Genomic DNA, 24,549 nt, shown 5'->3' with positions numbered 1-24,549 from the left:
GGAGTCATGAAAAACATTAGTTTATTAGGTGCAAGCGGATCAATTGGTACACAAACTTTAGATGTATTACGCTCGCACCCAGACCAATTCCGTCTCGTTGCTTTTTCTGTAGGGAAAAATATTGACTACGCAGTAAAGGTAATTCAAGAATTTTCTCCGCAAATCGTCTCTGTGCAAAGAGAGGAAGATGTTTTAAAATTACAAACTGTTTCTGGTAATACAAAAATTGTATATGGTAGTGAAGGACTTTTAGAAGTAGCATTACATCCAGATGCGGAGATTGTAGTAAATGCTGTTGTAGGTAGCGTAGGGTTGTTACCGACACTTCGTGCGATTGAGGCGAAAAAAACAATTGGAATTGCAAATAAAGAAACGTTAGTAACTGCAGGACATCTTGTAATGGAAGCAGCGCGAAAACATAATGTTTCGTTACTTCCAGTAGATAGTGAACATTCGGCTATTTTTCAATGCTTGAATGGTGAAAATGAAAAAAGAATTTCTCGTCTTATTATAACGGCTTCTGGTGGAAGTTTCCGTGATAAAACGAGAGATGAATTGCATCATGTGACCGTAGAAGATGCGCTTCGACATCCAAACTGGTCAATGGGTTCGAAAATTACAATTGATTCTGCTACAATGATGAATAAGGGACTAGAAGTAATTGAAGCACATTGGCTTTTTGGTATCCCTTATGAGCAAATCGATGTTGTTTTACATAAAGAAAGTATTATCCATTCTATGGTTGAATTTGAAGATCGTAGTGTAATGGCGCAGCTTGGTTCACCTGATATGCGAGTACCAATTCAATACGCACTTACATATCCTGATAGATTGCCTCTTTCAGACACAAAACAGTTAAACTTATGGGAAATAGGGACGTTGCATTTTGAGAAAATGGACCAAGAACGATTCCGTTGTTTACGTTTTGCGTATGAAGCTGGAAAAGCTGGTGGAAGTATGCCAGCTGTAATGAACGCAGCAAATGAAGTAGCTGTTGAAGCTTTTTTACAAAAGAGAATTGGTTTCTTAACAGTGGAAGACCTCATTGAAAAAGCAATGAACCATCACAATGTCATTGCACGTCCGAGCTTAGAGGAAATTCTGGAAATTGATGCAGCCACAAGACGGTTTGTGATGGAACAAATTTAGCAAAGGTGGTTATGGAATTGAATACAGCGATTGCCTTTATATTAATTTTCGGTGCACTCGTATTTTTCCATGAGCTAGGGCATCTATACTTCGCGAAAAGAGCAGGCATTTTATGCCGCGAGTTTGCGATTGGTTTTGGTCCGAAAATATTCTCATTTGAAAAGAATGAAACGGTGTATACGATTCGATTACTGCCTCTGGGTGGCTATGTAAGAATGGCTGGCGAGGATGCAGACACAGTTGAGTTAAAGCCAGGGAAAAAGGTTGGCCTTGTGCTAAATGAAAAAGACGAAGCTGTGAAATTAGTTTTTGATGGATATGAAAAATATCCAAATGTTCGTGTTATTGAAGTCGAACAAGCTGATTTAGAGCATAATCTAACGATTTCAGGCTATGAAGAGTATGAGGAAGAGCTTCAAACATTCCGAGTGAATGAAAAGGCTCGCATCATTACTGCTGGAGAAGAAATTCAAATTGCTCCATATAACAGGCAATTTGGCTCTAAAAAATTGGGTCAACGCGCTTTAACAATCTTTGCGGGTCCTGCAATGAACTTCATTTTAGCATTTGTTATTTTTGTGATTCTTGGATTTGTACAAGGGGTTCCTATTGACAAACCAATGGTCGGAAAAGTGATGGATAATAGTGCAGCACAGCAAGCTGGCCTGAAAGAGAATGATACAATTCAAGCGATTGATGGGAAAAACACAAGTACATGGAAAGATGTTGTTACTATTGTACGTGAAAACCCGAATAAAGAAATTACGTTACAAGTAAAGCGTGATAATGAACAGTTTAATGTGAAAGTAACGCCAACACTTGATAAAGAAGGAAAAGACGAAGTTGGTAGAATTGGTGTTTATTCTCCTGTAGAGAAAACAGTAATGGGTTCTATTAAATCAGGATTTGAACAAACGTACCAATGGACGAAACTAATTTTTGAATCTCTTGTGAAATTAGTAACTGGTCAATTTTCTATTAATGAGTTGTCAGGTCCAGTAGGAATTTATAATCTAACAGATCAAGTTGTAGATTATGGATTTACGCGTGTACTAAGTTTAGCGGCAGTTCTAAGCATTAATCTTGGTTTATTTAATTTATTACCAGTTCCTGCTTTAGATGGTGGCCGTTTATTCTTCTTCTTAATTGAAGCGTTACGAGGGAAACCAATTGACCGTCAAAAAGAAGGAATGGTTCATTTTATTGGTTTTGCATTATTAATGTTATTAATGTTAGTTGTAACATGGAATGACATTCGTAAGTTTTTCTTGTAAAATAGAATGAAACTAATAATGAAATAGAGCTCGTAGAATAAAATCCCTCACCTAATTCGAGGTGAGGGGTTTTACTGCGTGTAAGAGTAAAATGAAGAGGTGCAAATAAATGAAACAAAGTATGGTATTCAGTCCTACATTACGTGAAGTTCCAGCTGATGCTGAAATTAAGAGTCATCAATTATTACTTCGCGCAGGTTTTATGCGTCAAAATGCTTCTGGTATTTATAGTTTTCTACCATTTGGATTAAAAGTATTACACAAAGTAGAACGTATCGTTCGAGAAGAAATGGAGCGTGCAGGAGCTGTAGAATTATTAATGCCAGCTATGCAAGCTGCAGAATTATGGCAAGAATCAGGTCGTTGGTATTCATACGGATCTGAATTAATGCGTATGAAAGATCGTAACGCTCGTGAATTCGCATTAGGAGCGACACATGAGGAAGTAATTACGGATCTTGTGCGTGATGAAGTGAAATCATATAAAAAATTACCGTTAACATTATACCAAATTCAAACAAAATTCCGTGATGAGCAAAGACCTCGTTTCGGTTTATTACGTGGAAGAGAGTTTCTAATGAAAGATGCATACTCTTTCCATGCTACACAAGAGAGCTTAGATGAAGTATACGATCGCTTATATAAAGCATACTCTAACATTTTTGCTCGTTGTGGCTTGAATTTCCGTGCAGTTATTGCTGATTCTGGAGCAATGGGCGGAAAAGATACACATGAATTTATGGTATTATCTGATGTTGGTGAAGATACAATTGCATACTCTGACACATCTGATTATGCAGCAAACATCGAAATGGCTCCTGTTGTAGATACGTATACGAAGAGTGACGAAGCAGAAAAAGCTCTTGAAAAAGTAGCAACACCAGACCAAAAAGCAATTGAAGAAGTATCTGCATTCTTAAACATTGCAGCTGACAAGTGCATTAAGTCTATGGTATTTAAAGTAGATGAGAAATTAGTAGTTGTACTTGTTCGTGGTGATCACGAAGTAAACGATGTGAAAGTGAAAAATGTATACGGCGCTTCAGTTGTTGAGCTTGCTTCTCATGAAGAAGTAAAAGAATTATTAAATTGTGAAATTGGTTCATTAGGGCCGATTGGTGTAACAGGTGATATTGAAATTATTGCTGATCACGCTGTAGCATCAATTGTTAACGGATGTTCAGGAGCGAACGAAGAAGGATTCCATTATGTAAATGTAAATCCAGAACGTGACTTTAAAGTAAGTCAATATACAGATTTACGCTTCATTCAAGAAGGAGACCAATCTCCAGATGGAAACGGAACAATTCTTTTCGCACGCGGAATTGAAGTTGGTCATGTATTCAAATTAGGAACTCGTTATAGTGAAGCAATGAACGCGACATTCCTAGATGAAAACGGAAAAACACAACCACTTATTATGGGTTGTTACGGTATCGGTGTATCTCGTACAGTGGCAGCAATTGCAGAGCAGTTTAACGATGAGAACGGCTTAGTTTGGCCAAAAGCTGTAGCACCATTCCATGTGCATGTAATTCCAGTAAATATGAAATCTGATGCACAACGTGAAATGGGTGAAAATATCTACAACTCATTACAAGAACAAGGCTATGAAGTGTTATTAGACGATCGTGCAGAACGTGTAGGTGTTAAGTTTGCAGATGCAGATTTATTCGGTCTTCCAGTTCGCGTTACAGTTGGTAAAAAAGCAGACGAAGGTATTGTAGAAGTGAAAGTACGTGCTACAGGTGAGTCTGAAGAAGTAAAAGTAGAAGAACTTCAAACATATATTGCAAATATTTTAAAATAAGAAGAGGTACCTCGTAATGGGGTACCTTCTCTTTCTTTGTAAACGTATTTTGTAAAAGAAGAAGGAAGAAATCTTTCTTTGTAGTACGTTTCAATTTATAATAGCAAATGGAAGGAGAGTGCTTATGTCTTTAACAAATGAACAACAAGAGCGATTTCAAATTTTGCTCCAGCAGTTGCAAATACCAGACGACCTTATAAATCAATATTTACAAGGCGGTGGTATTGAAAGGCTCGTTATTGATAAAGCGAATAAAAGTTGGCATTTTGATTTACAAGTGCCACGTATTTTGCCTACAGAATTATATGAATTGCTAGAAACAAAGCTTAAGCAATCATTTTCTCATATTGCAAGAACAACATTTGCATTAGAAACAGAGAATAAACAATTTACAGAAGAAGAAGTAAGGGCGTATTGGCCACTTTGTACGGAACGAATTACATTTTCACCCATGTTCGCGTACTTAAAGAAGCAACTTCCGCAGGTGAATGGAGTGAAGTTGTTAATAAATGTAAATAATGAGCTGGAGTCTACTGCTTTAAAGAAAAACGTTGCGAAACCAGTGGGGGATCAATACGAAGCTTTTGGATTCCCGCGTTTCCAGTTAGACACACATATACAGCAAAATGCAGAAGAAATGCAAAAGTTTCGTGAGCAAACGCAGCAAGAAGACCGCGAGCGTGTTATACAAGCTATGGAAGAAATGGCGAAGAAGCAAGCTGAAGAAAGCAGCGTTGTGCATGAAGGACCGATTACACTCGGGTATCTTATTAAGCCGGATGAAGAGATTACACCGATGCGAGAAATTCAAGATGAAGAAAGAAGAAAAACGGTTCAAGGATATGTCTTCCATGTAGAAACAAAAGAGCTTCGTAGTGGGCGTACGTTATTAACTTTAAAAATAACGGATTATACGGATTCTATTATGATCAAAATGTTCTCGCGTGACAAAGAAGATATTCCAATGCTGCAATCCTTGAAAAAAGGAATGTGGGTGAAAGCGCGTGGTTCTGTTCAAAACGATACATTCGTTCGAGATTTAGTAATGATTGCAAATGATATTAATGAAATAACAGGGCCGTCTCGTAAAGATAAAGCGCCAGAAGGCGAAAAGCGTGTAGAACTTCATCTTCACACTCCGATGAGCCAAATGGATGCTGTTACTCCTGTTTCTAGACTTGTTGCCCAAGCTGGTAAATGGGGACATGAAGCTATTGCGGTTACAGACCATGCTGTGGCTCAGTCGTTCCCGGAGGCATATTCTGCGGGGAAAAAAGCTGGAGTTAAAGTTATATACGGTGTAGAAGCGAATTTAGTTAATGATGGTGTACCGATAGCGTATAACGAGGCGCATCGTTTACTTGCAGAGGAAACGTATGTTGTTTTCGACGTTGAGACGACAGGTTTATCAGCTGTATACGACACAGTCATTGAGTTGGCTGCCGTAAAAGTAAAGGGTGGCGAAATCATTGATCGCTTTGAATCTTTCGCAAATCCACATCAACCATTATCAGCGACGATTATTGAATTAACAGGTATTACAGATGATATGTTAACTGATGCACCAGAAGTGGACGAAGTGTTTAAAAAGTTTGAGGAATGGATGGGTGACCATACACTTGTTGCCCATAATGCAAGCTTTGATATGGGCTTTATTAACGTAGGTTTTAAAAAGGCTGGGTTAGAAAAAACGAATAACCCCGTTATTGATACGTTAGAACTTGCACGATTCTTATTCCCAGAAATGAAAAATCATCGATTAAATACGATGTGTAAAAAACTTGATATTGAATTAACGCAACATCACCGTGCGATTTATGATACAGAAGCGACGGGATATTTACTTGTGAAAATGTTGAAAGATGTAATTGAAAAGGGATTTGAATATCACGATCAATTAAATGATAGCATGGGACAAGGGGATGCGTATAAGCGTGGCCGTCCAAGTCATATGACGTTACTTGCCACATCAGATGTTGGGTTGAAAAATTTATATAAACTTGTTTCATATTCTCACCTTAATTACTTTTACCGTGTACCACGAGTACCGAGGTCACTATTAAAAAAATACCGTGAAGGAATTTTAGTAGGAACGGCTTGTGATAAAGGTGAAGTATTTGAGGCAATGATGCAAAAAGCTCCTGAAGAGGTAGAAGAAATTGCACAGTTCTATGATTACATTGAAGTAATGCCTCCAGAGGTGTTGCGTCATTTAGTAGAGCGTGAACTCGTTCGAGATGAAGGACAATTAAAAACAATTATCTCTAACTTAGTAAAACTAGGTGAGACGTTAGATAAACCAGTTGTCGCTACAGGGAACGTGCATTACTTAGATCCAGAAGATGCAATGTATCGTAAAATTTTAGTTAGTTCACAGGGCGGGGCAAATCCGTTAAATCGACATTCATTACCGCCAGTACATTTCCGTACAACTGATGAAATGCTAGAGTGTTTTTCATTTTTAGGTGAGGACAAAGCGAAAGAAGTTGTTGTAACGAATACACAAAAAGTTGCGTCATTAATTGGTGATGTTCGTCCGGTAAAAGATGATCTATATACACCGAAAATTGAGGGTGCCGATGATGAAACACGTGATATGAGTTATAAAATGGCACGCAGTATATATGGTGAAGAACTACCAGAAATTGTAGAGGCTCGCTTAGAAAAAGAATTGAAAAGTATTATTGGACATGGGTTTGCCGTTATTTATTTAATCTCACATAAGCTTGTGAAAAAATCGTTAGTCGACGGATATCTAGTAGGTTCGCGTGGTTCAGTAGGTTCATCGTTCGTTGCAACGATGATGGAAATTACAGAAGTAAACCCATTACCACCACACTATGTCTGTCCAAAATGCAAGCAATCTGAATTCTTTAATGATGGTTCGGTAGGCTCTGGTTTCGACTTACCAGATAAAGATTGTCCGACATGTAATGTGGCATATGTAAAAGATGGACATGATATCCCATTCGAAACGTTCCTTGGATTCAAAGGAGATAAGGTACCCGATATCGATTTGAACTTCTCCGGGGAATACCAACCACGTGCCCATAACTATACGAAAGTACTGTTCGGTGAAGATTATGTATACCGTGCTGGAACGATTGGTACAGTTGCGGAAAAAACAGCTTATGGATATGTAAAAGGTTATGCAAATGATCACAATTTAACAATTCGGAATGCAGAGATTGACCGCTTAGTAGCGGGATGTACAGGGGTAAAACGTACAACTGGACAGCATCCAGGTGGTATAATCGTTGTGCCAGATTACATGGATATCTTTGATTTCTCCCCAATACAGTTTCCTGCTGATTCAATTGGTGCTGAGTGGAGAACAACGCATTTTGACTTCCACTCGATTCATGATAATTTATTGAAACTTGATATACTAGGACACGATGATCCGACCGTTATTCGTATGTTACAAGATTTAAGTGGTATTGATCCGAAAACAATCCCAACGGATGATCCAGAGGTAATGAAAATTTTCTCTGGTCCAGAAACGTTAGGGGTAACGGAAGAACAAATTAACTGTAAAACAGGTACACTTGGTATCCCAGAATTCGGTACGAAATTCGTAAGACAGATGTTAGAAGAGACAAAACCAACGACATTCTCAGAATTGGTCCAAATTTCTGGGCTGTCACATGGTACTGACGTATGGCTGGGTAATGCAAATGAGTTAATTTATAACGGTACATGTACGCTGAGTGAAGTTATCGGTTGTCGTGATGACATCATGGTATATTTAATCTATCAAGGTTTAGATCCATCATTAGCCTTCAAAATCATGGAGTCGGTTCGTAAAGGTAAAGGTGTACCGGAAGAATGGGAAGATGACATGAAAGGTAATAATGTACCAGGTTGGTATATTGATTCATGTAAGAAGATTAAATATATGTTCCCTAAAGCCCATGCGGCTGCTTACGTACTTATGGCTGTGCGTATCGCATACTTTAAAGTACATTTTGCACTTTTATTCTATGCGGCATATTTTACAGTCCGTGCAGATGATTTTGATGTAGAGGCGATGGCGAAAGGTTCAGCATCCATACGTGTGAAAATTGATGAAATAGCTCAAAAAGGATTGGATGCAGCGCCGAAAGAGAAAAGTTTATTAACGGTACTAGAAATGACGCTTGAAATGTGCGAGCGTGGATACTCATTCCAAAAGGTTGATTTATACCGTTCGCATGCAACGGAATTTATTATTGATGGAGACTCATTAATCCCTCCGTTTAATGCAGTGCCTGGTCTTGGTACGAACGCAGCCTTAAGTATTGTGGAAGCGCGCAAAAATGGAGACTTCTTATCAAAAGAAGACTTACAGCAACGAAGTAAGGTTTCGAAAACAATTATTGAGTATTTAGATAGCCAAGGTTGTTTAGGAGATTTGCCGGATCAAAACCAATTATCACTGTTCTAATAGGTAGGAAAAGTCTTTGCAAATCAATATTTGCTGTGGTATACTATAAACCGAGATAACCATGTCATGTATATTTTGTGAAAAAGAGAGTGGGGAAACCCACTCTTTCGTGTTACTATCTACATTTTATTCATGTAGATAGTAAAGACATTTCTGTCGTATATACATATTTTGTTACAAGTTTTACTTCTTAAATTTGGTAATACTAAGACAGATATTCCCTGCTTAACGGCAGGGGCTTTTGTTAGCTAACGAGAAAGAATAAGATAGACCGTCTTTATGAACGGGATCTTTTCTTGTAAATGGTACATGGCGGCAGGAAGGAGGCTGTTTATGGATAAGAAAGTCACAGAAGTTGTAGAAGCATTTGCGCAGCCAATCGTTGAAGAGTTAAATCTTGAACTTGTAGATGTAGAGTATGTGAAAGAAGGACAAGACTGGTTCTTACGCGTATTCATCGATTCTGAAAAGGGAGTCGACATTGAAGAATGCGGTGCGGTAAGTGAACGTTTAAGCGAAGCTTTAGATAAAGAGGATCCAATTCCTCACCTTTACTTTTTGGATGTATCATCTCCTGGAGCAGAACGCCCATTAAAGAAAGAGAAAGACTTCCAGCAAGCGGTAGGAAAACAAGTGGCAATTAAAACATATGAGCCGATTGATGGCGAAAAGATGTTTGAAGGAAAGTTACTTTCCTACGACGGTACTACAATTACACTACTATTAACAATTAAAACACGTAAAAAAGAAATCCAAATTCCAATGGATAAAGTTGCAAATGCGCGACTTGCTGTTACGTTTTAGTAAGAAGGGGGATCTTCATGAGCACTGAGTTGTTAGATGCTTTGCTCGTATTAGAGTCAGAAAAAGGTATTAGTAAAGATATTATTATTGATGCGATTGAAGCAGCGTTAATCTCTGCTTATAAACGCAATTTTAACCAAGCACAAAACGTTCGTGTGAGCTTTAACCCAGAAGTGGGAACAATTCAAGTTTTAGCACGTAAGGACGTTGTTGATAATGTGTTTGATCCACGTCTTGAAATCTCTGTAGAAGAGGCAAGACAAATTAATCCAAACTACCAAGATGGCGACGTACTAGAAATTGAAGTAACGCCAAAAGATTTTGGTCGTATTGCAGCGCAAACTGCAAAACAAGTTGTAACACAACGAGTTCGTGAAGCAGAACGTGGTGTTATTTACTCAGAATTTAGTGATCGTGAAGAAGACATTATGGTTGGTATTGTACAACGCCAAGATGCTCGTTTCATCTACGTAAGCTTAGGTAAAGTAGAAGCTTTATTACCTGTAAGTGAGCAAATGCCAAATGAGCAATATAAGCCACATGATCGTATTCGCGTATTTATTACAAAAGTAGAAAAGACAACAAAAGGACCACAAATTTACGTATCACGTACACATCCTGGTCTTTTAAAACGTTTATTCGAAATGGAAGTTCCAGAAATTTATGATGGAACTGTAGAAATTCGCTCTGTAGCGCGCGAAGCAGGAGATCGTTCTAAAATCTCTGTGCATGCAGAAAACATTGATGTTGATCCAGTTGGTTCTTGCGTAGGACCGAAAGGACAACGTGTACAACGTGTTGTAGATGAACTAAAAGGTGAAAAGATTGACATCGTTCGCTGGTCAAATGATCCAGTTGAATATGTTGCAAATGCTTTAAGCCCATCACAAGTTGTTAAAGTACTTGTAGATGAAGATGAAAAAGCAACAACTGTTGTTGTTCCAGACCACCAGCTATCATTAGCTATCGGTAAGCGTGGACAAAATGCGCGTCTTGCAGCTAAATTAACAGGCTGGAAAATTGATATTAAAAGTGAGTCTGATGCGAAACAACTTGGAATTGTAACAGAAGAAGATAGCGTAATCGCATTCGGATTCGATTCAGTTGAAGACGAAATCGAATAGAGGTGATGAGTATGAGCAATCGAAAAGTTCCGTTACGAAAATGTATCGCGACGCAAGAGATGAAATCAAAACGAGAGCTCGTTCGCATTGTTCGTTCCAAAGAGGGCGAAGTGTCTATTGATTTATCTGGAAAAAAATCAGGACGAGGTGCATATTTGTCAAAAGATAAAGAATGCATTATGCAAGCCCAAAAGAAAAACATTTTGGAACATCATCTAAAAGCGAAAATCGACAGTTCTCTGTACGAAGAGCTTCTTGAGCTTGTTGAGAAGGAGTCGAAATAAGTGTCCGATTGGAAATCGTTTTTAGGACTAGCAAATCGCGCTCGAAAAATCATTTCGGGTGAAGAACTCGTTTTAAAAGAAGTACGAAGTGGTAAAGCAAAGCTCGTATTGCTTTCTGAAGATGCGTCAGCGAACACTACTAAACGTATCACGGATAAAACGACGTACTACAACGTACCAATGAAAAAAGTCGAAAATCGACAACAATTAGGGCATGCGATTGGGAGAGACGAGCGAGTCGTTGTAGCTGTGTTAGATGAAGGCTTTGCGAAAAAGCTACGTAGCATGCTCGATACAAATTACCGGGGGTGAAGGTATGAGTAAAATTCGAGTACATGAATATGCAAAAAAAAATAATATCTCAAGTAAAGATCTTATGACAAAACTTAAAGAGATGAATATCGAGGTTTCGAATCATATGACAATGTTAGAAGATGAAGTAGTAAATAAATTAGATAATGAATATAACACTGGAGCGGAAAAACCTTCTGTTGCAGATGAGTTTGAAGTAGAAGAGAAAGTTGTTCGCAGTAAAAAGAACAGCAATAAGAAAAAGAAAAAAGGCAAAGGAAATGAAGACAAACGTCAAGATAACTTTGCTGGAAGACAACAAACGCAAATAGTAGAAACACCAGATAAAATTACTTTCTCTGGAAGCCTTACAGTAGGTGAACTTGCTAAAAAGTTAAGTAAAGAGCCATCTGAAATTATTAAAAAGCTCTTCATGCTTGGAATTATGGCAACAATTAACCAAGACTTGGATAAAGATACAATTGAGTTAATTGCTACTGATTACGGTATTGAAGTAGAAGAAGAAGTAGTTGTAAGTGAAACTGAGTTTGAAACATTCATTGATGAGCAAGATGATGAAGAAAACTTAAAAGAGCGTCCAGCTGTTGTTACGATTATGGGACACGTTGACCATGGTAAAACAACATTACTTGACTCAATTCGTAATTCAAAAGTAACTGCTGGCGAAGCGGGTGGAATTACTCAGCATATTGGTGCATACCAAGTTGAAGTAAATGATAAGAAAATTACATTCTTAGATACGCCTGGTCACGCGGCATTTACAACGATGCGTGCTCGTGGTGCGCAAGTAACTGATATTACAATCCTTGTTGTTGCAGCTGATGACGGTGTTATGCCTCAAACAGTTGAAGCGATTAGCCATGCAAAAGCAGCTGGAGTACCAATTATTGTTGCTGTGAATAAAATGGATAAACCAGCGGCGAATCCTGATCGTGTAATGCAAGAATTAACAGAATATGAATTAGTTCCAGAAGCTTGGGGCGGAGATACAATTTTCGTACCAATTTCTGCAATCCAAGGCGAGGGAATTGACAACTTGCTAGAGATGATTCTTCTTGTAAGTGAAGTAGAAGAATATAAAGCAAACCCAAATCGTTATGCAACGGGTACTGTAATTGAAGCACAGCTTGATAAAGGTAAAGGAACTATCGCGACATTATTAGTTCAAAACGGTACACTTCGAGTTGGAGATCCAATCGTTGTTGGAACTTCATTCGGACGTGTTCGTGCAATGGTAAGTGATATTGGTCGTCGTGTAAAAGTTGCTGGTCCATCAACTCCTGTTGAAATTACAGGTTTAAATGAAGTACCACAGGCTGGAGATCGTTTCATGGCATTCGCTGATGAGAAGAAAGCTCGTCAAATCGGTGAATCACGTGCACAAGAAGCGTTAGTTGCACAACGTGGTGAGAAATCTAAATTAAGCCTTGAAGATTTATTCCAACAAATCCAAGAGAGCGATGTAAAAGAAATCAACTTAATCGTAAAAGCAGACGTACAAGGTTCTGTTGAAGCGATGGCAGCGTCACTTCGTAAAATTGATGTTGAAGGCGTAAAAGTTAAAATCATTCACACTGGTGTAGGTGCGATTACAGAATCTGATATCATTTTAGCTTCTGCATCTAATGCAATTGTAATTGGATTTAACGTACGTCCGGATGTGAACGCGAAGCGTACAGCTGAATTAGAGAACGTTGATGTTCGCTTACACCGCATTATCTACAAAGTAATCGAAGAAATTGAATTAGCAATGCAAGGTATGCTGGATCCAGAATTCGAAGAAAAAGTAATCGGTCAAGCGGAAGTTCGTCAAACATTCAAGGTAACAAAAGTTGGAACAATCGCAGGTTGTTACGTAATTGACGGTAAAATTACACGCGATAGTGGCGTTCGTATTATCCGCGATGGTATCGTAATTTTTGAAGGACAACTTGATACGTTAAAACGTTTCAAAGACGACGTAAAAGAAGTTGCACAAAACTATGAGTGTGGTATTACAATTGAGAGATATAATGACCTTAAAGAAGGGGACATCATTGAAGCATACGTTATGGAAGAAGTGAAGCGATGATTGTCGCTTCACTCTCATTCGAGTGTATGATTTACGATGTGCATTCTTTAAAAGAGAAACGGGCAATTTTGCAACGAGTGCTAACTCGTGTGAAACAGCGCTATAATGTAGCTGTTTCTGAAGTTGGGCATCAAGATGTATGGCAACGTACAGAAATTGCGATTGTTTCCGTATCCTCAAATCGTGTTATCTGTGAAAAAGAAATGAATCGTGTACTGGAGTACATCGATTCATTTCCTGAAATTGAACGTACGATAACACAATTGGAATGGTATTGAATGAGGTGAAGAGTTATGAAATTACGTGCAAACCGTGTAGGCGAGCAAATGAAAAAAGAATTAGGCGACATCATTAGTCGTAAAATTAAAGACCCACGTATCGGATTTGTTACAGTAACAGATGTACAAGTGAGTGGTGATTTGCAAATTGCCAAAGTATATATTTCTGTTTTAGGTGACGAAGAACAGAAAGAAAATACGTTAAAAGGTTTAGCGAAGGCAAAAGGCTTTATTCGTTCAGAAATTGGCCAACGTATTCGTCTTCGTAAAACACCGGAAATTACCTTTGAGTTTGATGAGTCTATCGGATATGGTCATCGAATTGATACACTTTTACATGAAATTAATAAAGACGGTAAACGTGAAGAATAATGGATAGACATTTGTCTATCCATTTTTTCAATGCAAAATAAGTTTTGGATATTTACTACGAAAGAATTATGATGAGGTGAACATATATGGAAGGTGTAGTATTATTACATAAGCCAAAAGGCATGACATCACATGATTGTGTATTTAAATTAAGAAAGATATTGCGAGAAAAGAGAATTGGTCATACGGGAACATTAGACCCAGATGTAACGGGAGTATTACCACTTTGTGTGGGGAGAGCAACGAAGATTGCACAATTTTTAACAAGTGAAACGAAAACATATGAAGGTGAAGTAACATTAGGGTTTTCAACAACAACAGAAGATGCTTCTGGTGAAGTTGTGGAGAAACAAGATGTAAACCGTGTTATTACACGTAAAGAAGTAGAAGAGGTACTAGCGGAATTAACAGGCACGATTGAACAAATGCCACCAATGTTCTCAGCTGTAAAAGTAAACGGGAAAAAATTATATGAATATGCAAGAGCAGGACAAGAGGTGGAACGTCCAGTTCGTACAATTACGATTCATGAATTCGTATTACTTGATGACCGTGAAGTTTTTGAAGGAGAAAATATTTCATTCCGTTTCCGTGTAACGTGTAGTAAAGGAACATATGTAAGAACGTTAGCGGTAATGATCGGGGAGAAACTTGGTTTCCCATCACATATGTCTCACCTTGTAAGAACGGCATCTGGTGAATTTTTATTAGAAGATTGCATATCATTTGAAGAAATTGAAGAAAACGTGCAAAATGGAACAGTAGAGTCTATCTTCATTTCAATTGATGAAGCATTAAGTAAGTTTCCAAAAATGGTTGTAGATGAAAAGCAAGCAGAGAAAATCAAGAATGGTATGTTCTTAAAGAATGAATTAGAAATAACAGCACCATTTATTACAGTGTTTGATAAAAATGATCGTTGCTTAGCAATTTATGAACATCATCCGAAACATCCTGGCATGTTAAAGCCGATGAAAGTACTTGTGAATAATCAAGAACTAAAGCTATAATGAATTATTGGAAGGATTATTACAGAAAAAGGTGAATTCAAGCGTGAAACTTATTCATTTAACTCATCCACATGAACAAAATAAATTAGAATTACCACCTACTGTAATGGCATTAGGATTTTTTGATGGCATTCATTTAGGACATCAATGTGTAATTCGAACTGCGAAAAAAATAGCGGACGACCGAGGATATAAAAGTGCAGTTATGACATTTCATCCTCATCCATCTGTTGTTTTAGGGAAAAAGGATGCGCATGTGGAGTATATTACACCAATGCGTGATAAAGAAAAAATAGTCGAAAGCTTAGGAATCGATATATTATATGTGATTAAATTTGATGAATCATTTGCAGGGTTATTACCACAACAATTTGTAGATGATTATATTATTGGTTTAAATGTAAAGCATGTAGTAGCAGGGTTTGATTATTCATATGGACGTTTAGGAAAAGGAAAGATGGAGACTTTACCATTTCATGCAAGAGGGGAGTTTACACAAACTGTGATTGAAAAAGTTGAATTTCAAGAAGAGAAAGTAAGTTCTACAGCATTACGAAAGTTAATTCGAAATGGCGAAATGGAACAAATTCCATCTATTTTAGGTAGAGCCTATACTGTAGCGGGAACAGTTATACACGGCGACAAACGTGGGCGTCAAATTGGTTTTCCAACAGCTAATGTAGGTTTAAGTGATGAGTATTTATTGCCACCTGTAGGTGTTTATGCAGTGAGATTAAAAGTTCACGATGAATGGTACGATGGTGTATGTAATATTGGATATAAACCGACTTTTAAAGAAGATGAGCGTCAATTATCAATTGAAGTGCACTTATTTGAATTTAACAAAGATATATACGATCAAAATGTTACAGTAGAGTGGCATATGCGTATAAGAGAAGAGAAGAAATTCAATGGCATTGATGAGTTAGTTGAACAAATCGCAAAAGATAAGAAAACAGCACAAGAATATTTTGCGAGCGAAAAGAATATACTTGCTTTTTCAAATGAAAAGTAGTATTCTATGTTATGTACTTTATGACAACCATTGCTTGGCATTGCGACTCACCGACGCTTGCTAGGTAATTGGGGGTTTAATTAATAGGAGGTGAAATAGGATGGCTTTAACACAAGAGCGTAAAAATGAAATCATTGCACAATTTAGAACTCATGAGACTGATACTGGTTCTCCAGAGGTTCAAATTGCTGTCCTAACGGAGCAAATTAACACTCTAAACGAGCACTTACGTACTCACAAGAAAGATCATCATTCACGTCGTGGTCTATTAAAGATGGTTGGTAAACGTCGTAATTTACTAACTTACCTTCGTAATAGCGATATCACACGTTACCGTGAATTAATCACAAAGCTTGGCTTACGTCGATAGTCAAAGAAGCGGGAATATTCCCGCTTTTTTGTTAGGTAAAAATATATCTTCTACGCTTTATAGCTTACTTAATTTTAGGCAATACTAGAGGTAGAATATTGTGATATACTATCCATTTACATAGAAGAATTGAATACTTTAAATTGAGAGGGGTACTTAAATGAGTCAAGAAAAGCAAGTCTTCTCGATAGATTTAGCTGGTCGCCAGCTAACAGTTGAAACTGGTCAGCTTGCCAAACAAGCGAACGGAGCAGTATTAGTAAGATATGGCGATACAGCGGTTCTATCTACAGCAACTGCATCAAAAGAAGCTAAAAATGTAGATTTTTTCCCACTTACAGTAAACTATGAAGAGCGTTTATATGCAGTCGGAAAAATTCCTGGCGGTTTTATTAAGCGTGAAGGTCGTCCAAGTGAAAAAGCAATTTTGGCAAGTCGTTTAATCGACCGTCCAATTCGTCCGCTATTCGCAGATGGTTTCCGTAACGAAGTACAAGTTGTCAGCATTGTAATGAGTGTTGATCAGGATTGTTCTTCTGAAATGGCAGCTATGCTTGGTTCTTCATTAGCGTTATCGATTTCAGATATTCCATTTGAAGGTCCAATCGCTGGTGCGACAGTTGGTCGTATTAATGGCGAATTCGTTATTAATCCAACAGTAGAACAGCAAGAACAAAGTGATATCCACTTAGTTGTAGCTGGTACGAAAGATGCGATTAACATGGTTGAAGCAGGAGCAGATCAAGTGCCTGAAGAAACAATGTTAGAAGCAATTATGTTTGGTCATGATGAAATTAAACGTTTAATTGCATTCCAAGAAGAGATTGTACAAGCTGTAGGTAAAGAGAAATCAGAAGTGAAACTTTATGAAGTTGACGCTGATCTTAATCAAGCTGTACGTGAAATGGCTGAGAAGGATATGCATTCTGCAATTCAAGTACATGAGAAACATGCACGTGAAGATGCAATTAACGAAGTGAAAAAGCGTGTAATCGAGCATTACGAAGCTGTGGAAGCTGACGCTGATACATTAGGACAAGTAAATGAGATTTTATATAAAATTGTAAAAGAAGAAGTACGTCGTCTTATTACAGTTGAAAAAATTCGCCCAGATGGCCGTAAAGGTGACGAAATCCGTCCTTTAGCATCAGAGGTTGGTATTTTATCTCGTACACACGGTTCTGGTTTATTCACACGTGGACAAACACAAGCATTAAGTATTTGTACATTAGGTGCATTAGGCGATGTGCAAATTTTAGATGGTCTTGGTGTAGAAGAATCAAAACGCTTTATGCACCATTACAATTTCCCATCATTTAGTGTTGGTGAAACAAGACCGATGCGTGGACCAGGTCGTCGTGAAATTGGTCACGGTGCACTAGGAGAGCGCGCACTTGAGCCTGTAATTCCATCTGAAAAAGATTTCCCATACACAGTACGCCTTGTATCTGAAGTATTAGAATCAAATGGTTCTACTTCACAAGCAAGTATTTGTGGTAGTACTTTAGCAATGATGGATGCGGGTGTTCCACTTAAAGCTCCAGTTGCAGGTATTGCAATGGGTCTGGTTAAATCTGGTGAGCATTACACAATTTTATCTGATATTCAAGGTATGGAAGATCATTTAGGTGATATGGACTTTAAAGTAGCAGGTACAGCACAAGGTGTAACTGCGCTGCAAATGGACATTAAAATCGATGGTTTATCACGTGAGATTTTAGAAGAGGCATTACAACAAGCGAAAATTGGTCGTGTGCACATTCTAAATCATATGTTATCTGTTATTGCAGAGCCACGTACTGAATTATCAGCTTACGCTCCAAAGATTATTACAATGACAATCAACCCAGATAAAATCCGTGACGTTATTGGACCAAGCGGTAAACAAATCAATAAAATTATTGAAGAAACTGGCGTTAAAATTGACATCGAGCAAGATGGTACAGTATTCATTTCATCAATAAATCAAGAAATGAACGACAAAGCTAAGAAGATTATCGAAGATATCGTTCGCGAAGTACAAGTAGGTGAGATCTACGAAGGAAAAGTGAAACGTGTTGAGAAATTTGGTGCTTTCGTTGAATTATTCAGCGGTAAAGATGGATTAGTTCATATTTCTGAACTTGCACTTGAGCGTGTAGGTAAAGTAGAAGACGTTGTGAAAATCGGTGATGTAATTACAGTTAAAGTTATCGAGATTGACAAGCAAGGTCGCGTAAATCTATCTAGAAAAGTATTGCTAAAAGAAGAGCAAGAAAAAGAAGCTGCTAAAGAAGAAAACAAACAAGAGCAGCAATAAGTAAAAGCCAGTTAAACTGGCTTTTTTTGTTATGTAAAAAACATGATGTTCATATATTTTTATGTCGGTATAGGTATAGTTTTCATTATAACGCTCAAATTAACAAAGATAAGAAGAAAATGTTTTTATATAGTTAATTTGGGAGGGTTTATATGAAAGTTCGTATATTGGCATACATATGTATATTTTCTTTATATGTCAGTTTAGGCTCTTATTCTGTTTTTGCACAAGATAACTTGCATGAAGAAATTCAAAAGCATGCAAAACAGTATGAGATTGCACCTCAAAATGCGATGATTGATAAAATATGGAAGGCAACACCTGGATATAATGGAAGACAAGTGGATATTGAAGCATCGTATAATAATATGAAGAAGCTAAAGGAATTTGATCAAAAATATCTTGAATTCAAAGAAGTCTCACCGAGTGTTCATTTGGAAGATTTATCACCAGCTCCAATTTATAGAGGGCATCCAAATAAAAAGATGGTAGGATTAACAATAAATGTGGCATGGGGAAATGAGTATTTGCCTCGCATATTAGAAATCTTGAAAAAGCATGATGTGAAGGCCACTTTCTTTTTAGAAGGACGTTGGGTGAAAGAAAATTTGCGGTTTGCAAAAATGATTGTCGATGCAAAACAAGAAGTTGGAAATCACTCATACACACACCCTAATATGAAAACGTTATCGTCAGATGAAATACGAGATCAGTTACAAAAAACAAATCGAATGATAGAAGTAGCAACGAATCAAAAAGTAAGATGGTTTGCCCCGCCGAGTGGAAGCTTTCGAGATGAAGTCGTAAAGATTGCAGATGATTTTCAAATGGGAACGATTATGTGGACTGTAGATACGATTGATTGGAAGCGACCTGAGCCGGATGTACTATTGCAGAGAGTAATGAGAAAAATACATCCAGGTGCTATCATATTAATGCATCCTACTTCGTCTACAGAAGAGGCTTTAGAAACAATGATTATAAAATTGAAGGAACAAGGATATAAAGTGGGGAATATAACTGAATTACTGGATGAAAAACGTGTGGATTAAATACATTTGCATGACATTCATCCTTAAACTTGTTATCATTAAATAATAGCGTTTTATTTAGAGAAACTGGCAGTAGGAGGAAAGTTTTTGATTAAAAAATATACTTGTAAAAATGGTGTAAGAATAGTTATGGAGAATATACCAACTGTAAGATCGGTTGCAATTGGTATTTGGATCCATGCGGGATCAAGAAATGAAAATGAAAAAAATAATGGGATTTCTCACTTTTTAGAGCATATGTTCTTTAAAGGGACAGAAACACGTAGTGCACGAGAGATTGCAGAATCATTTGATAGCATTGGTGGGCAAGTGAATGCATTTACTTCAAAAGAATATACTTGTTACTATGCAAAAGTATTAGATGAGCATGCTAAATATGCTTTAGATGTTTTAGCAGATATGTTCTTTAATTCAACATTTGATGAGGAAGAACTGAAAAAAGAGAAGAATGTCGTATGTGAAGAAATTAAAATGTACGAAGATGCGCCAGATGATATTGTGCATGATATGTTAACGAAAGCAACATATGAAACGCATCCACTTGGATATCCTATTTTAGGAACAGAAGAAACGCTTAATACGTTTACAGGTGATACGTTACGTCAATATATAAAAGATCATTACACACCTGAAAATGTAGTTGTATCAGTTGCAGGAAATATTGATGAAGCATTTTTACAAACAGTGGAGCAATATTTCGGTAGTTATGAAGGAACAACAAACCGTGAACAAGTACATAGCCCAATTTTCCATTTCAATAAGGTAGCCCGTAAAAAGGAAACGGAACAAGCTCATTTATGTCTAGGATATAAAGGCTTACAAATGGGACACGAAGATATTTATAACTTAATTGTATTAAATAATGTTTTAGGCGGTAGCATGAGTAGCCGTTTATTCCAAGAAGTACGTGAGCAACGTGGATTAGCTTACTCGGTATTTTCTTACCACTCTTCTTATGAAGATACAGGTATGTTAACACTTTACGGTGGAACAGGTAGCCAACAATTAGATACACTGTATGAAACAATGCAAGAAACATTAGAGACATTGAAAAATACAGGTATTACAGAAAAAGAGCTTATGAATAGTAAAGAGCAATTAAAAGGAAACTTAATGTTAAGTTTAGAAAGTACAAATAGCCGTATGAGTCGTAACGGTAAAAATGAATTGCTTCTTCGTAAACATCGTTCACTTGATGAGATTATTGAAAGTGTAAACACTGTAACAAAAGAAAATGTGGACGGATTAATTCGCAACATGTTTACTGATGAATTCTCTGCGGCACTTATTAGTCCAGACGGAAAACTTCCAAAAGGAATAAAACTATAATCGATTTTTATGATGTATCTGATAATAACCTTCTCTCTTTTTAAATGAGAGAAGGTTATTTTTTTTATACATATAGAATAGGTACTAATTATAGACAATGCAAATGAAAAATTCAGTAGGGGAGTGGAGTATGTATGCGATTAAGTGAATTAAGTGGTAAAGAGGTTGTAGATATAGAAAAAGCGGAAAAAATGGGAGTCTTAGGTTATATGGATTTAGAGATTAATGAGAAAGACGGACAAATACAAACACTTATAATACCTGTAGGGAAGTGGGGAGGTTTTAAAAAGGAACCACAAGAAGTAAGGGTGGCATGGAATCAAATAAAGAAAGTCGGACATGATATGCTTCTTTGTGATAGTATAGATCGTTCAAATTCGGAGTGAAGGATGGCCATTTTGGTCATCTTTTTTTGTATCTACATAGAAACCTGATAAATCATATGTGCATTTGGATTTTCAATCACCATAAACTCGTACATTACATATGATGTGGAGGAAAAAGAAAAAGTAGGCACTTTTCTTATAAATGACAGAAAAAGAAGGTGAATTAGGGAATGTTGACTGAGATGCATATTGCTGTCATAGGAGGAGATGCAAGGCAGCTAGAAGTAATTCGTAAGCTAGTTGAATTGGATGCGAAACTTTCTTTGATAGGGTTTGATCAGTTAGATCATGGTTTCACAGGGGCAGCAAAAGAAAGTATACAAAATTTAGATTTCACTTCTGTAGACGCAATTATTTTGCCGGTTGCAGGTACAAATGCTAAAGGAGAAGTAGATACTATTTTTTCAAATGAAAAAGTTTCAATAACGAAAGAACAAATTGAAAATACACCAGAACACTTTACTATATATTCGGGTATTGGTACACCTTACTTGGAAAATCTCGTATCTACTACGAACCGAAAACTTGTTAAATTATTTGATCGTGATGATGTGGCAATATACAATTCTATTCCAACTGTCGAAGGTACATTAATGATGGTAATTCAACATACCGACTATACAATTCATGGGTCCAATGTAATGGTTCTAGGATTTGGTAGAACAGGAATGAGTGTTGCGAGAGCATTTCAATCATTAGGAGCCCATGTCAAAGTTGGAGCAAGACGATCTGAACATATTGCACGTATTACAGAAATGATGTTTTCTCCTTTTCATATGCAAGACATAGAGAAAGAAGTAGGAAATATCGATATTGTAATCAATACAATTCCGCACCTCGTTGTAACAGCGAATGTTATTGCAAAAATGCCAGCTCATACGTTAGTGATTGATTTAGCCTCTAAACCAGGCGGTACTGACTTTAGATATGCGGAAAAAAGAGGAGTCAAAGCGTTGCTAGCACCTGGATTACCAGGTATTGTTGCTCCCAAAACGGCTGGGCAAATTTTAGCAAATGTTCTTTCTCAGTTATTAGCAGCAGATGCAATTGCAAAGGAGGAGGAAAAGAAATGAGTTTGAAGGGGAAACGAATTGGTTTCGGATTTACGGGTTCACATTGTACGTATGAGGAAGTTATGCCGCACTTAGAAAAATTAATTGCTGAAGGGGCAGAAGTACGTCCCGTTGTTTCATACACTGTTCAATCAACAAATACTAGATTTGGAGAAGGAGCAGAGTGGATTAAGAAAATTGAAGAAATAACAGGTTTTAAAGCAATTAATTCAATTGTTGGAGCAGAGCCACTTGGACCTAAAATTCCATTAGACTGCATGGTAATCGCTCCTTTAACAGGAAATTCTATGAGTAAATTTGCAAATGCAATGACAGATTCTCCAGTACTAATGGCAGCAAAAGCGACGCTAAGAAATGGCAAGCCTGTCGTATTGGCAGTTTCGACGAATGATGCTTTAGGATTAAATGGGGTAAATCTAATTACACCAATAAGGTGACGACAAAGCATAAACGCTTATATGTCGCCATCTTGAGGGAGCTTAGGGTAAAGCACAAGTTCGAAATCATCGAGCCTTTGCCATTTTTCCTTTTTATAAACAGCCTTTTCTAAAACCGACTTTAGGAGGCTGTTTTTCTTTTTGGGATCATCTGTTTTAAAGTACAGATCAAGAACATGCTCCACTTGAGGTATTGTGTCTTTCTTGACTTTTTCCTTCTTAATTTCGGTTTTAATTTCTTTCTTTAAGTTTTTCATAGTGGAAGTAATTTCAGTTATACGGTCAGAAACTACATTCGAGCGTTCTAAAAACATATCGACTGTGTAAACGCCACGTTCTAATAAATCATGTAAATTATTTTTTTGTTTTTGGACATCCACTAATTCTTTTTCAAGCTTGCGCAATGCAGCTTCATTCATTTGAATAACTTGTGTTTCTTTTAATTTGTCATCTTGCTTATGTTTTTCAAAATCAGCTTTATAATTGATGTACCATTCTTTTAATGCCTCGAGTAAACGCTTTTCAATTAATTCAGTATAACTTGATTTGTTTTCACAGCCACGGTGTTTACAATCCATCGTTTCTTTTCGATTCTTTGGATAACGTTGTACCATACTGTAACCACATTTAGCGCATTTAATAATACCAGCCAATGGATTTTTTATTCCGTTCGTATTGTAGGGAATGTGATATCTTGAGTTTAATTTTTCTTGTACTTGCTCAAATAAGCTCTGGGGTATGATGGGCTCATGTTTGCCATCAGCAATAATCCACTCTGATTTATCTTGTCTTGCACAACTACGTTTCACAGCGTCAGGACGTTTTACTTCTTTTCTCTTTTGCCAAGTCACCTTTCCGATATACACATTATTTTTTAATATATCTAAGATGCTGTAGGGGTTCCATTCATTACCTAGCTTACTTTTGTAGCCAAGGTCATTTAACTTGCTTCTAATTGCATTTGCTCCCATATCCTCATTTGCATACCAATCAAATATCATTCTTACAACTGAAGCTTCTTCTGGAATAATCGTTAAAGTACGTTCTCGCTTATTTAAGCGATGGATATCATATCCGAATGGTGCATGTGTACCAAGGTAATTCCCAGCCTCTACACTGGCGACACGACCTCGTTGCATACGGCGTGTAATAATCTTTAACTCCTTACGAGCCATAAAAGCTTCAAATTCGCTGTATTCTTCATCCCACTCATCATTAAGGTCATAAGTCTTCCTAGGTGTCATAATCTTCGTATTCGAGCGTTTAAACGTCTCTAAAATGATTCCTTGCTCTTTCATACCACCACGACCTAAACGATCCATATCCATACAAAGAACAACATCATATTTGTTATCTTCAATTTCTTCGAGCAGCGCTAACATCTCAGGGCGTTTTACTAAGCTCTCACCAGATACGATTTCCTCACGGACAGATAAAACATTTAAGTTCATTTCCTTGGCAATTTTTAGCAGGGTAGTGCGGTGCTTTGCTAATGTTTCACCTTCACCACGTGCTTCAGCTTCGAGATCGGCACGAGATTTTCTTAGGTAGATTGCGGTTTTCATAGTTAAACCTCCTTATTGATATGTATTATATGAATTGTAATGATTGGAATGAAGTAAATGATAATATAAAAAGCTAGCCGGATTTAATATGATTAAAAAAGCCCATGAA

Annotated in this window: 20 protein-coding genes and 1 pseudogene; 20 read left to right on the top strand and 1 reads right to left on the bottom strand. The window is 37.2% G+C overall.

Annotated elements, in window-relative coordinates:
• Nucleotides 1–6: 6 nt before the first annotated feature.
• From dxr to dpaB, 20 genes and pseudogenes are all read left to right on the top strand, one after another.
• Nucleotides 7–1,149 (top strand): 1-deoxy-D-xylulose-5-phosphate reductoisomerase, encoded by a 1,143-nt coding sequence (gene dxr, locus AC1Q51_RS06310; protein WP_000790379.1) that lies wholly within the window; start codon nucleotides 7–9, stop codon nucleotides 1,147–1,149.
• A gap of 17 nt (nucleotides 1,150–1,166) precedes the next feature.
• Nucleotides 1,167–2,423, top strand: a complete 1,257-nt coding sequence (rseP, locus tag AC1Q51_RS06305; RefSeq protein WP_001090233.1) for an RIP metalloprotease RseP — start codon at nucleotides 1,167–1,169, stop codon at nucleotides 2,421–2,423.
• Nucleotides 2,424–2,532: 109 nt separating this feature from the next.
• Nucleotides 2,533–4,233 (top strand): proline--tRNA ligase, encoded by a 1,701-nt coding sequence (locus tag AC1Q51_RS06300; RefSeq protein WP_090977191.1) that lies wholly within the window; start codon nucleotides 2,533–2,535, stop codon nucleotides 4,231–4,233.
• A 124-nt stretch (nucleotides 4,234–4,357) separates the two neighbouring features.
• The gene (locus tag AC1Q51_RS06295) at nucleotides 4,358–8,659 is read left to right on the top strand and encodes a PolC-type DNA polymerase III (protein WP_053563760.1); all 4,302 of its coding nucleotides are present in this window, start codon (nucleotides 4,358–4,360) and stop codon (nucleotides 8,657–8,659) included.
• 333 nt (nucleotides 8,660–8,992) lie between these two features.
• Nucleotides 8,993–9,463, top strand: coding sequence for a ribosome maturation factor RimP (rimP, locus tag AC1Q51_RS06290; protein ID WP_000359095.1), 471 nt, complete (start codon nucleotides 8,993–8,995; stop codon nucleotides 9,461–9,463).
• Nucleotides 9,464–9,480: 17 nt separating this feature from the next.
• On the top strand, nucleotides 9,481–10,587 hold the full coding sequence (gene nusA, locus AC1Q51_RS06285) for a transcription termination factor NusA (protein ID WP_000102598.1): 1,107 nt from the start codon (nucleotides 9,481–9,483) through the stop codon (nucleotides 10,585–10,587).
• 11 nt (nucleotides 10,588–10,598) lie between these two features.
• On the top strand, nucleotides 10,599–10,871 hold the full coding sequence (gene rnpM, locus AC1Q51_RS06280; protein ID WP_000071125.1) for an RNase P modulator RnpM: 273 nt from the start codon (nucleotides 10,599–10,601) through the stop codon (nucleotides 10,869–10,871).
• Nucleotides 10,872–11,183 (top strand): YlxQ family RNA-binding protein, encoded by a 312-nt coding sequence (locus tag AC1Q51_RS06275; protein ID WP_001286522.1) that lies wholly within the window; start codon nucleotides 10,872–10,874, stop codon nucleotides 11,181–11,183. It begins immediately after the preceding gene.
• Nucleotides 11,184–11,187: 4 nt separating this feature from the next.
• On the top strand, nucleotides 11,188–13,254 hold the full coding sequence (infB, locus tag AC1Q51_RS06270) for a translation initiation factor IF-2 (protein ID WP_000036347.1): 2,067 nt from the start codon (nucleotides 11,188–11,190) through the stop codon (nucleotides 13,252–13,254).
• Nucleotides 13,251–13,532 (top strand): DUF503 domain-containing protein, encoded by a 282-nt coding sequence (locus tag AC1Q51_RS06265; RefSeq protein ID WP_000634349.1) that lies wholly within the window; start codon nucleotides 13,251–13,253, stop codon nucleotides 13,530–13,532. The genes infB and AC1Q51_RS06265 overlap by 4 nt, the downstream gene beginning before the upstream one ends.
• Nucleotides 13,533–13,547: 15 nt before the next feature.
• Nucleotides 13,548–13,904 carry a 30S ribosome-binding factor RbfA gene (gene rbfA, locus AC1Q51_RS06260; protein ID WP_000776437.1) on the top strand — a complete coding sequence of 119 codons (357 nt, stop codon included), beginning with the start codon at nucleotides 13,548–13,550 and terminating at the stop codon, nucleotides 13,902–13,904.
• 86 nt (nucleotides 13,905–13,990) lie between these two features.
• On the top strand, nucleotides 13,991–14,914 hold the full coding sequence (truB, locus tag AC1Q51_RS06255; protein ID WP_000399362.1) for a tRNA pseudouridine(55) synthase TruB: 924 nt from the start codon (nucleotides 13,991–13,993) through the stop codon (nucleotides 14,912–14,914).
• Between the two features lie 43 nt (nucleotides 14,915–14,957).
• The gene (gene ribF / locus AC1Q51_RS06250; RefSeq protein ID WP_000766703.1) at nucleotides 14,958–15,929 is read left to right on the top strand and encodes a bifunctional riboflavin kinase/FAD synthetase; all 972 of its coding nucleotides are present in this window, start codon (nucleotides 14,958–14,960) and stop codon (nucleotides 15,927–15,929) included.
• Between the two features lie 100 nt (nucleotides 15,930–16,029).
• Entirely contained in the window at nucleotides 16,030–16,299 is a 270-nt protein-coding gene (gene rpsO / locus AC1Q51_RS06245; protein ID WP_001229392.1) for a 30S ribosomal protein S15, read from the top strand.
• Between the two features lie 160 nt (nucleotides 16,300–16,459).
• Nucleotides 16,460–18,598 carry a polyribonucleotide nucleotidyltransferase gene (gene pnp, locus AC1Q51_RS06240; protein WP_097924678.1) on the top strand — a complete coding sequence of 713 codons (2,139 nt, stop codon included), beginning with the start codon at nucleotides 16,460–16,462 and terminating at the stop codon, nucleotides 18,596–18,598.
• Between the two features lie 152 nt (nucleotides 18,599–18,750).
• Entirely contained in the window at nucleotides 18,751–19,650 is a 900-nt protein-coding gene (locus tag AC1Q51_RS06235) for a polysaccharide deacetylase family protein (protein WP_090977196.1), read from the top strand.
• A gap of 87 nt (nucleotides 19,651–19,737) precedes the next feature.
• The gene (locus AC1Q51_RS06230; protein ID WP_000593001.1) at nucleotides 19,738–20,979 is read left to right on the top strand and encodes a M16 family metallopeptidase; all 1,242 of its coding nucleotides are present in this window, start codon (nucleotides 19,738–19,740) and stop codon (nucleotides 20,977–20,979) included.
• A 134-nt stretch (nucleotides 20,980–21,113) separates the two neighbouring features.
• A complete protein-coding gene (locus AC1Q51_RS06225) occupies nucleotides 21,114–21,365 on the top strand; it encodes a YlmC/YmxH family sporulation protein (RefSeq protein ID WP_001239757.1) in 252 nt (83 codons plus the stop codon).
• A 170-nt stretch (nucleotides 21,366–21,535) separates the two neighbouring features.
• Nucleotides 21,536–22,438 (top strand): dipicolinic acid synthetase subunit A, encoded by a 903-nt coding sequence (gene dpaA / locus AC1Q51_RS06220; protein WP_000954735.1) that lies wholly within the window; start codon nucleotides 21,536–21,538, stop codon nucleotides 22,436–22,438.
• Nucleotides 22,435–22,860 (top strand): annotated as a pseudogene (gene dpaB, locus AC1Q51_RS06215) (dipicolinate synthase subunit B); the annotation flags it as partial. The gene dpaA and the pseudogene dpaB, both read left to right, overlap by 4 nt.
• A 32-nt stretch (nucleotides 22,861–22,892) precedes the next feature.
• Here the strand turns inward: dpaB and AC1Q51_RS06210 are convergent.
• Complete coding sequence (locus AC1Q51_RS06210) at nucleotides 22,893–24,440, bottom strand: recombinase family protein (protein WP_016512391.1); 1,548 nt, start codon at nucleotides 24,438–24,440, stop codon at nucleotides 22,893–22,895.
• Nucleotides 24,441–24,549: the final 109 nt, after the last annotated feature.

It is taken from the genome of Bacillus sp. MT94 (genome assembly GCF_058792475.1).
The sequence above is the reverse complement of the archived record's forward strand: the minus strand, read 5'-3'. Positions and strand labels throughout refer to the sequence as shown.

Excerpts from the sequence above, each read along its gene's own strand:
- dxr (WP_000790379.1), top strand. The coding sequence starts at position 7 with ATGAAAAACATTAGTTTATTAGGTGCAAGCGGATCAATTGGTACACAA.
- AC1Q51_RS06300 (WP_090977191.1), top strand. The coding sequence starts at position 2,533 with ATGAAACAAAGTATGGTATTCAGTCCTACATTACGTGAAGTTCCAGCT.
- AC1Q51_RS06295 (WP_053563760.1), top strand. The coding sequence starts at position 4,358 with ATGTCTTTAACAAATGAACAACAAGAGCGATTTCAAATTTTGCTCCAG.
- rimP (WP_000359095.1), top strand. The coding sequence starts at position 8,993 with ATGGATAAGAAAGTCACAGAAGTTGTAGAAGCATTTGCGCAGCCAATC.
- nusA (WP_000102598.1), top strand. The coding sequence starts at position 9,481 with ATGAGCACTGAGTTGTTAGATGCTTTGCTCGTATTAGAGTCAGAAAAA.
- rnpM (WP_000071125.1), top strand. The coding sequence starts at position 10,599 with ATGAGCAATCGAAAAGTTCCGTTACGAAAATGTATCGCGACGCAAGAG.
- infB (WP_000036347.1), top strand. The coding sequence starts at position 11,188 with ATGAGTAAAATTCGAGTACATGAATATGCAAAAAAAAATAATATCTCA.
- AC1Q51_RS06265 (WP_000634349.1), top strand. The coding sequence starts at position 13,251 with ATGATTGTCGCTTCACTCTCATTCGAGTGTATGATTTACGATGTGCAT.
- rbfA (WP_000776437.1), top strand. The coding sequence starts at position 13,548 with ATGAAATTACGTGCAAACCGTGTAGGCGAGCAAATGAAAAAAGAATTA.
- truB (WP_000399362.1), top strand. The coding sequence starts at position 13,991 with ATGGAAGGTGTAGTATTATTACATAAGCCAAAAGGCATGACATCACAT.
- rpsO (WP_001229392.1), top strand. The coding sequence starts at position 16,030 with ATGGCTTTAACACAAGAGCGTAAAAATGAAATCATTGCACAATTTAGA.
- pnp (WP_097924678.1), top strand. The coding sequence starts at position 16,460 with ATGAGTCAAGAAAAGCAAGTCTTCTCGATAGATTTAGCTGGTCGCCAG.
- AC1Q51_RS06235 (WP_090977196.1), top strand. The coding sequence starts at position 18,751 with ATGAAAGTTCGTATATTGGCATACATATGTATATTTTCTTTATATGTC.
- AC1Q51_RS06225 (WP_001239757.1), top strand. The coding sequence starts at position 21,114 with ATGCGATTAAGTGAATTAAGTGGTAAAGAGGTTGTAGATATAGAAAAA.
- dpaA (WP_000954735.1), top strand. The coding sequence starts at position 21,536 with ATGTTGACTGAGATGCATATTGCTGTCATAGGAGGAGATGCAAGGCAG.
- AC1Q51_RS06210 (WP_016512391.1), bottom strand. The coding sequence starts at position 24,440 with ATGAAAACCGCAATCTACCTAAGAAAATCTCGTGCCGATCTCGAAGCT.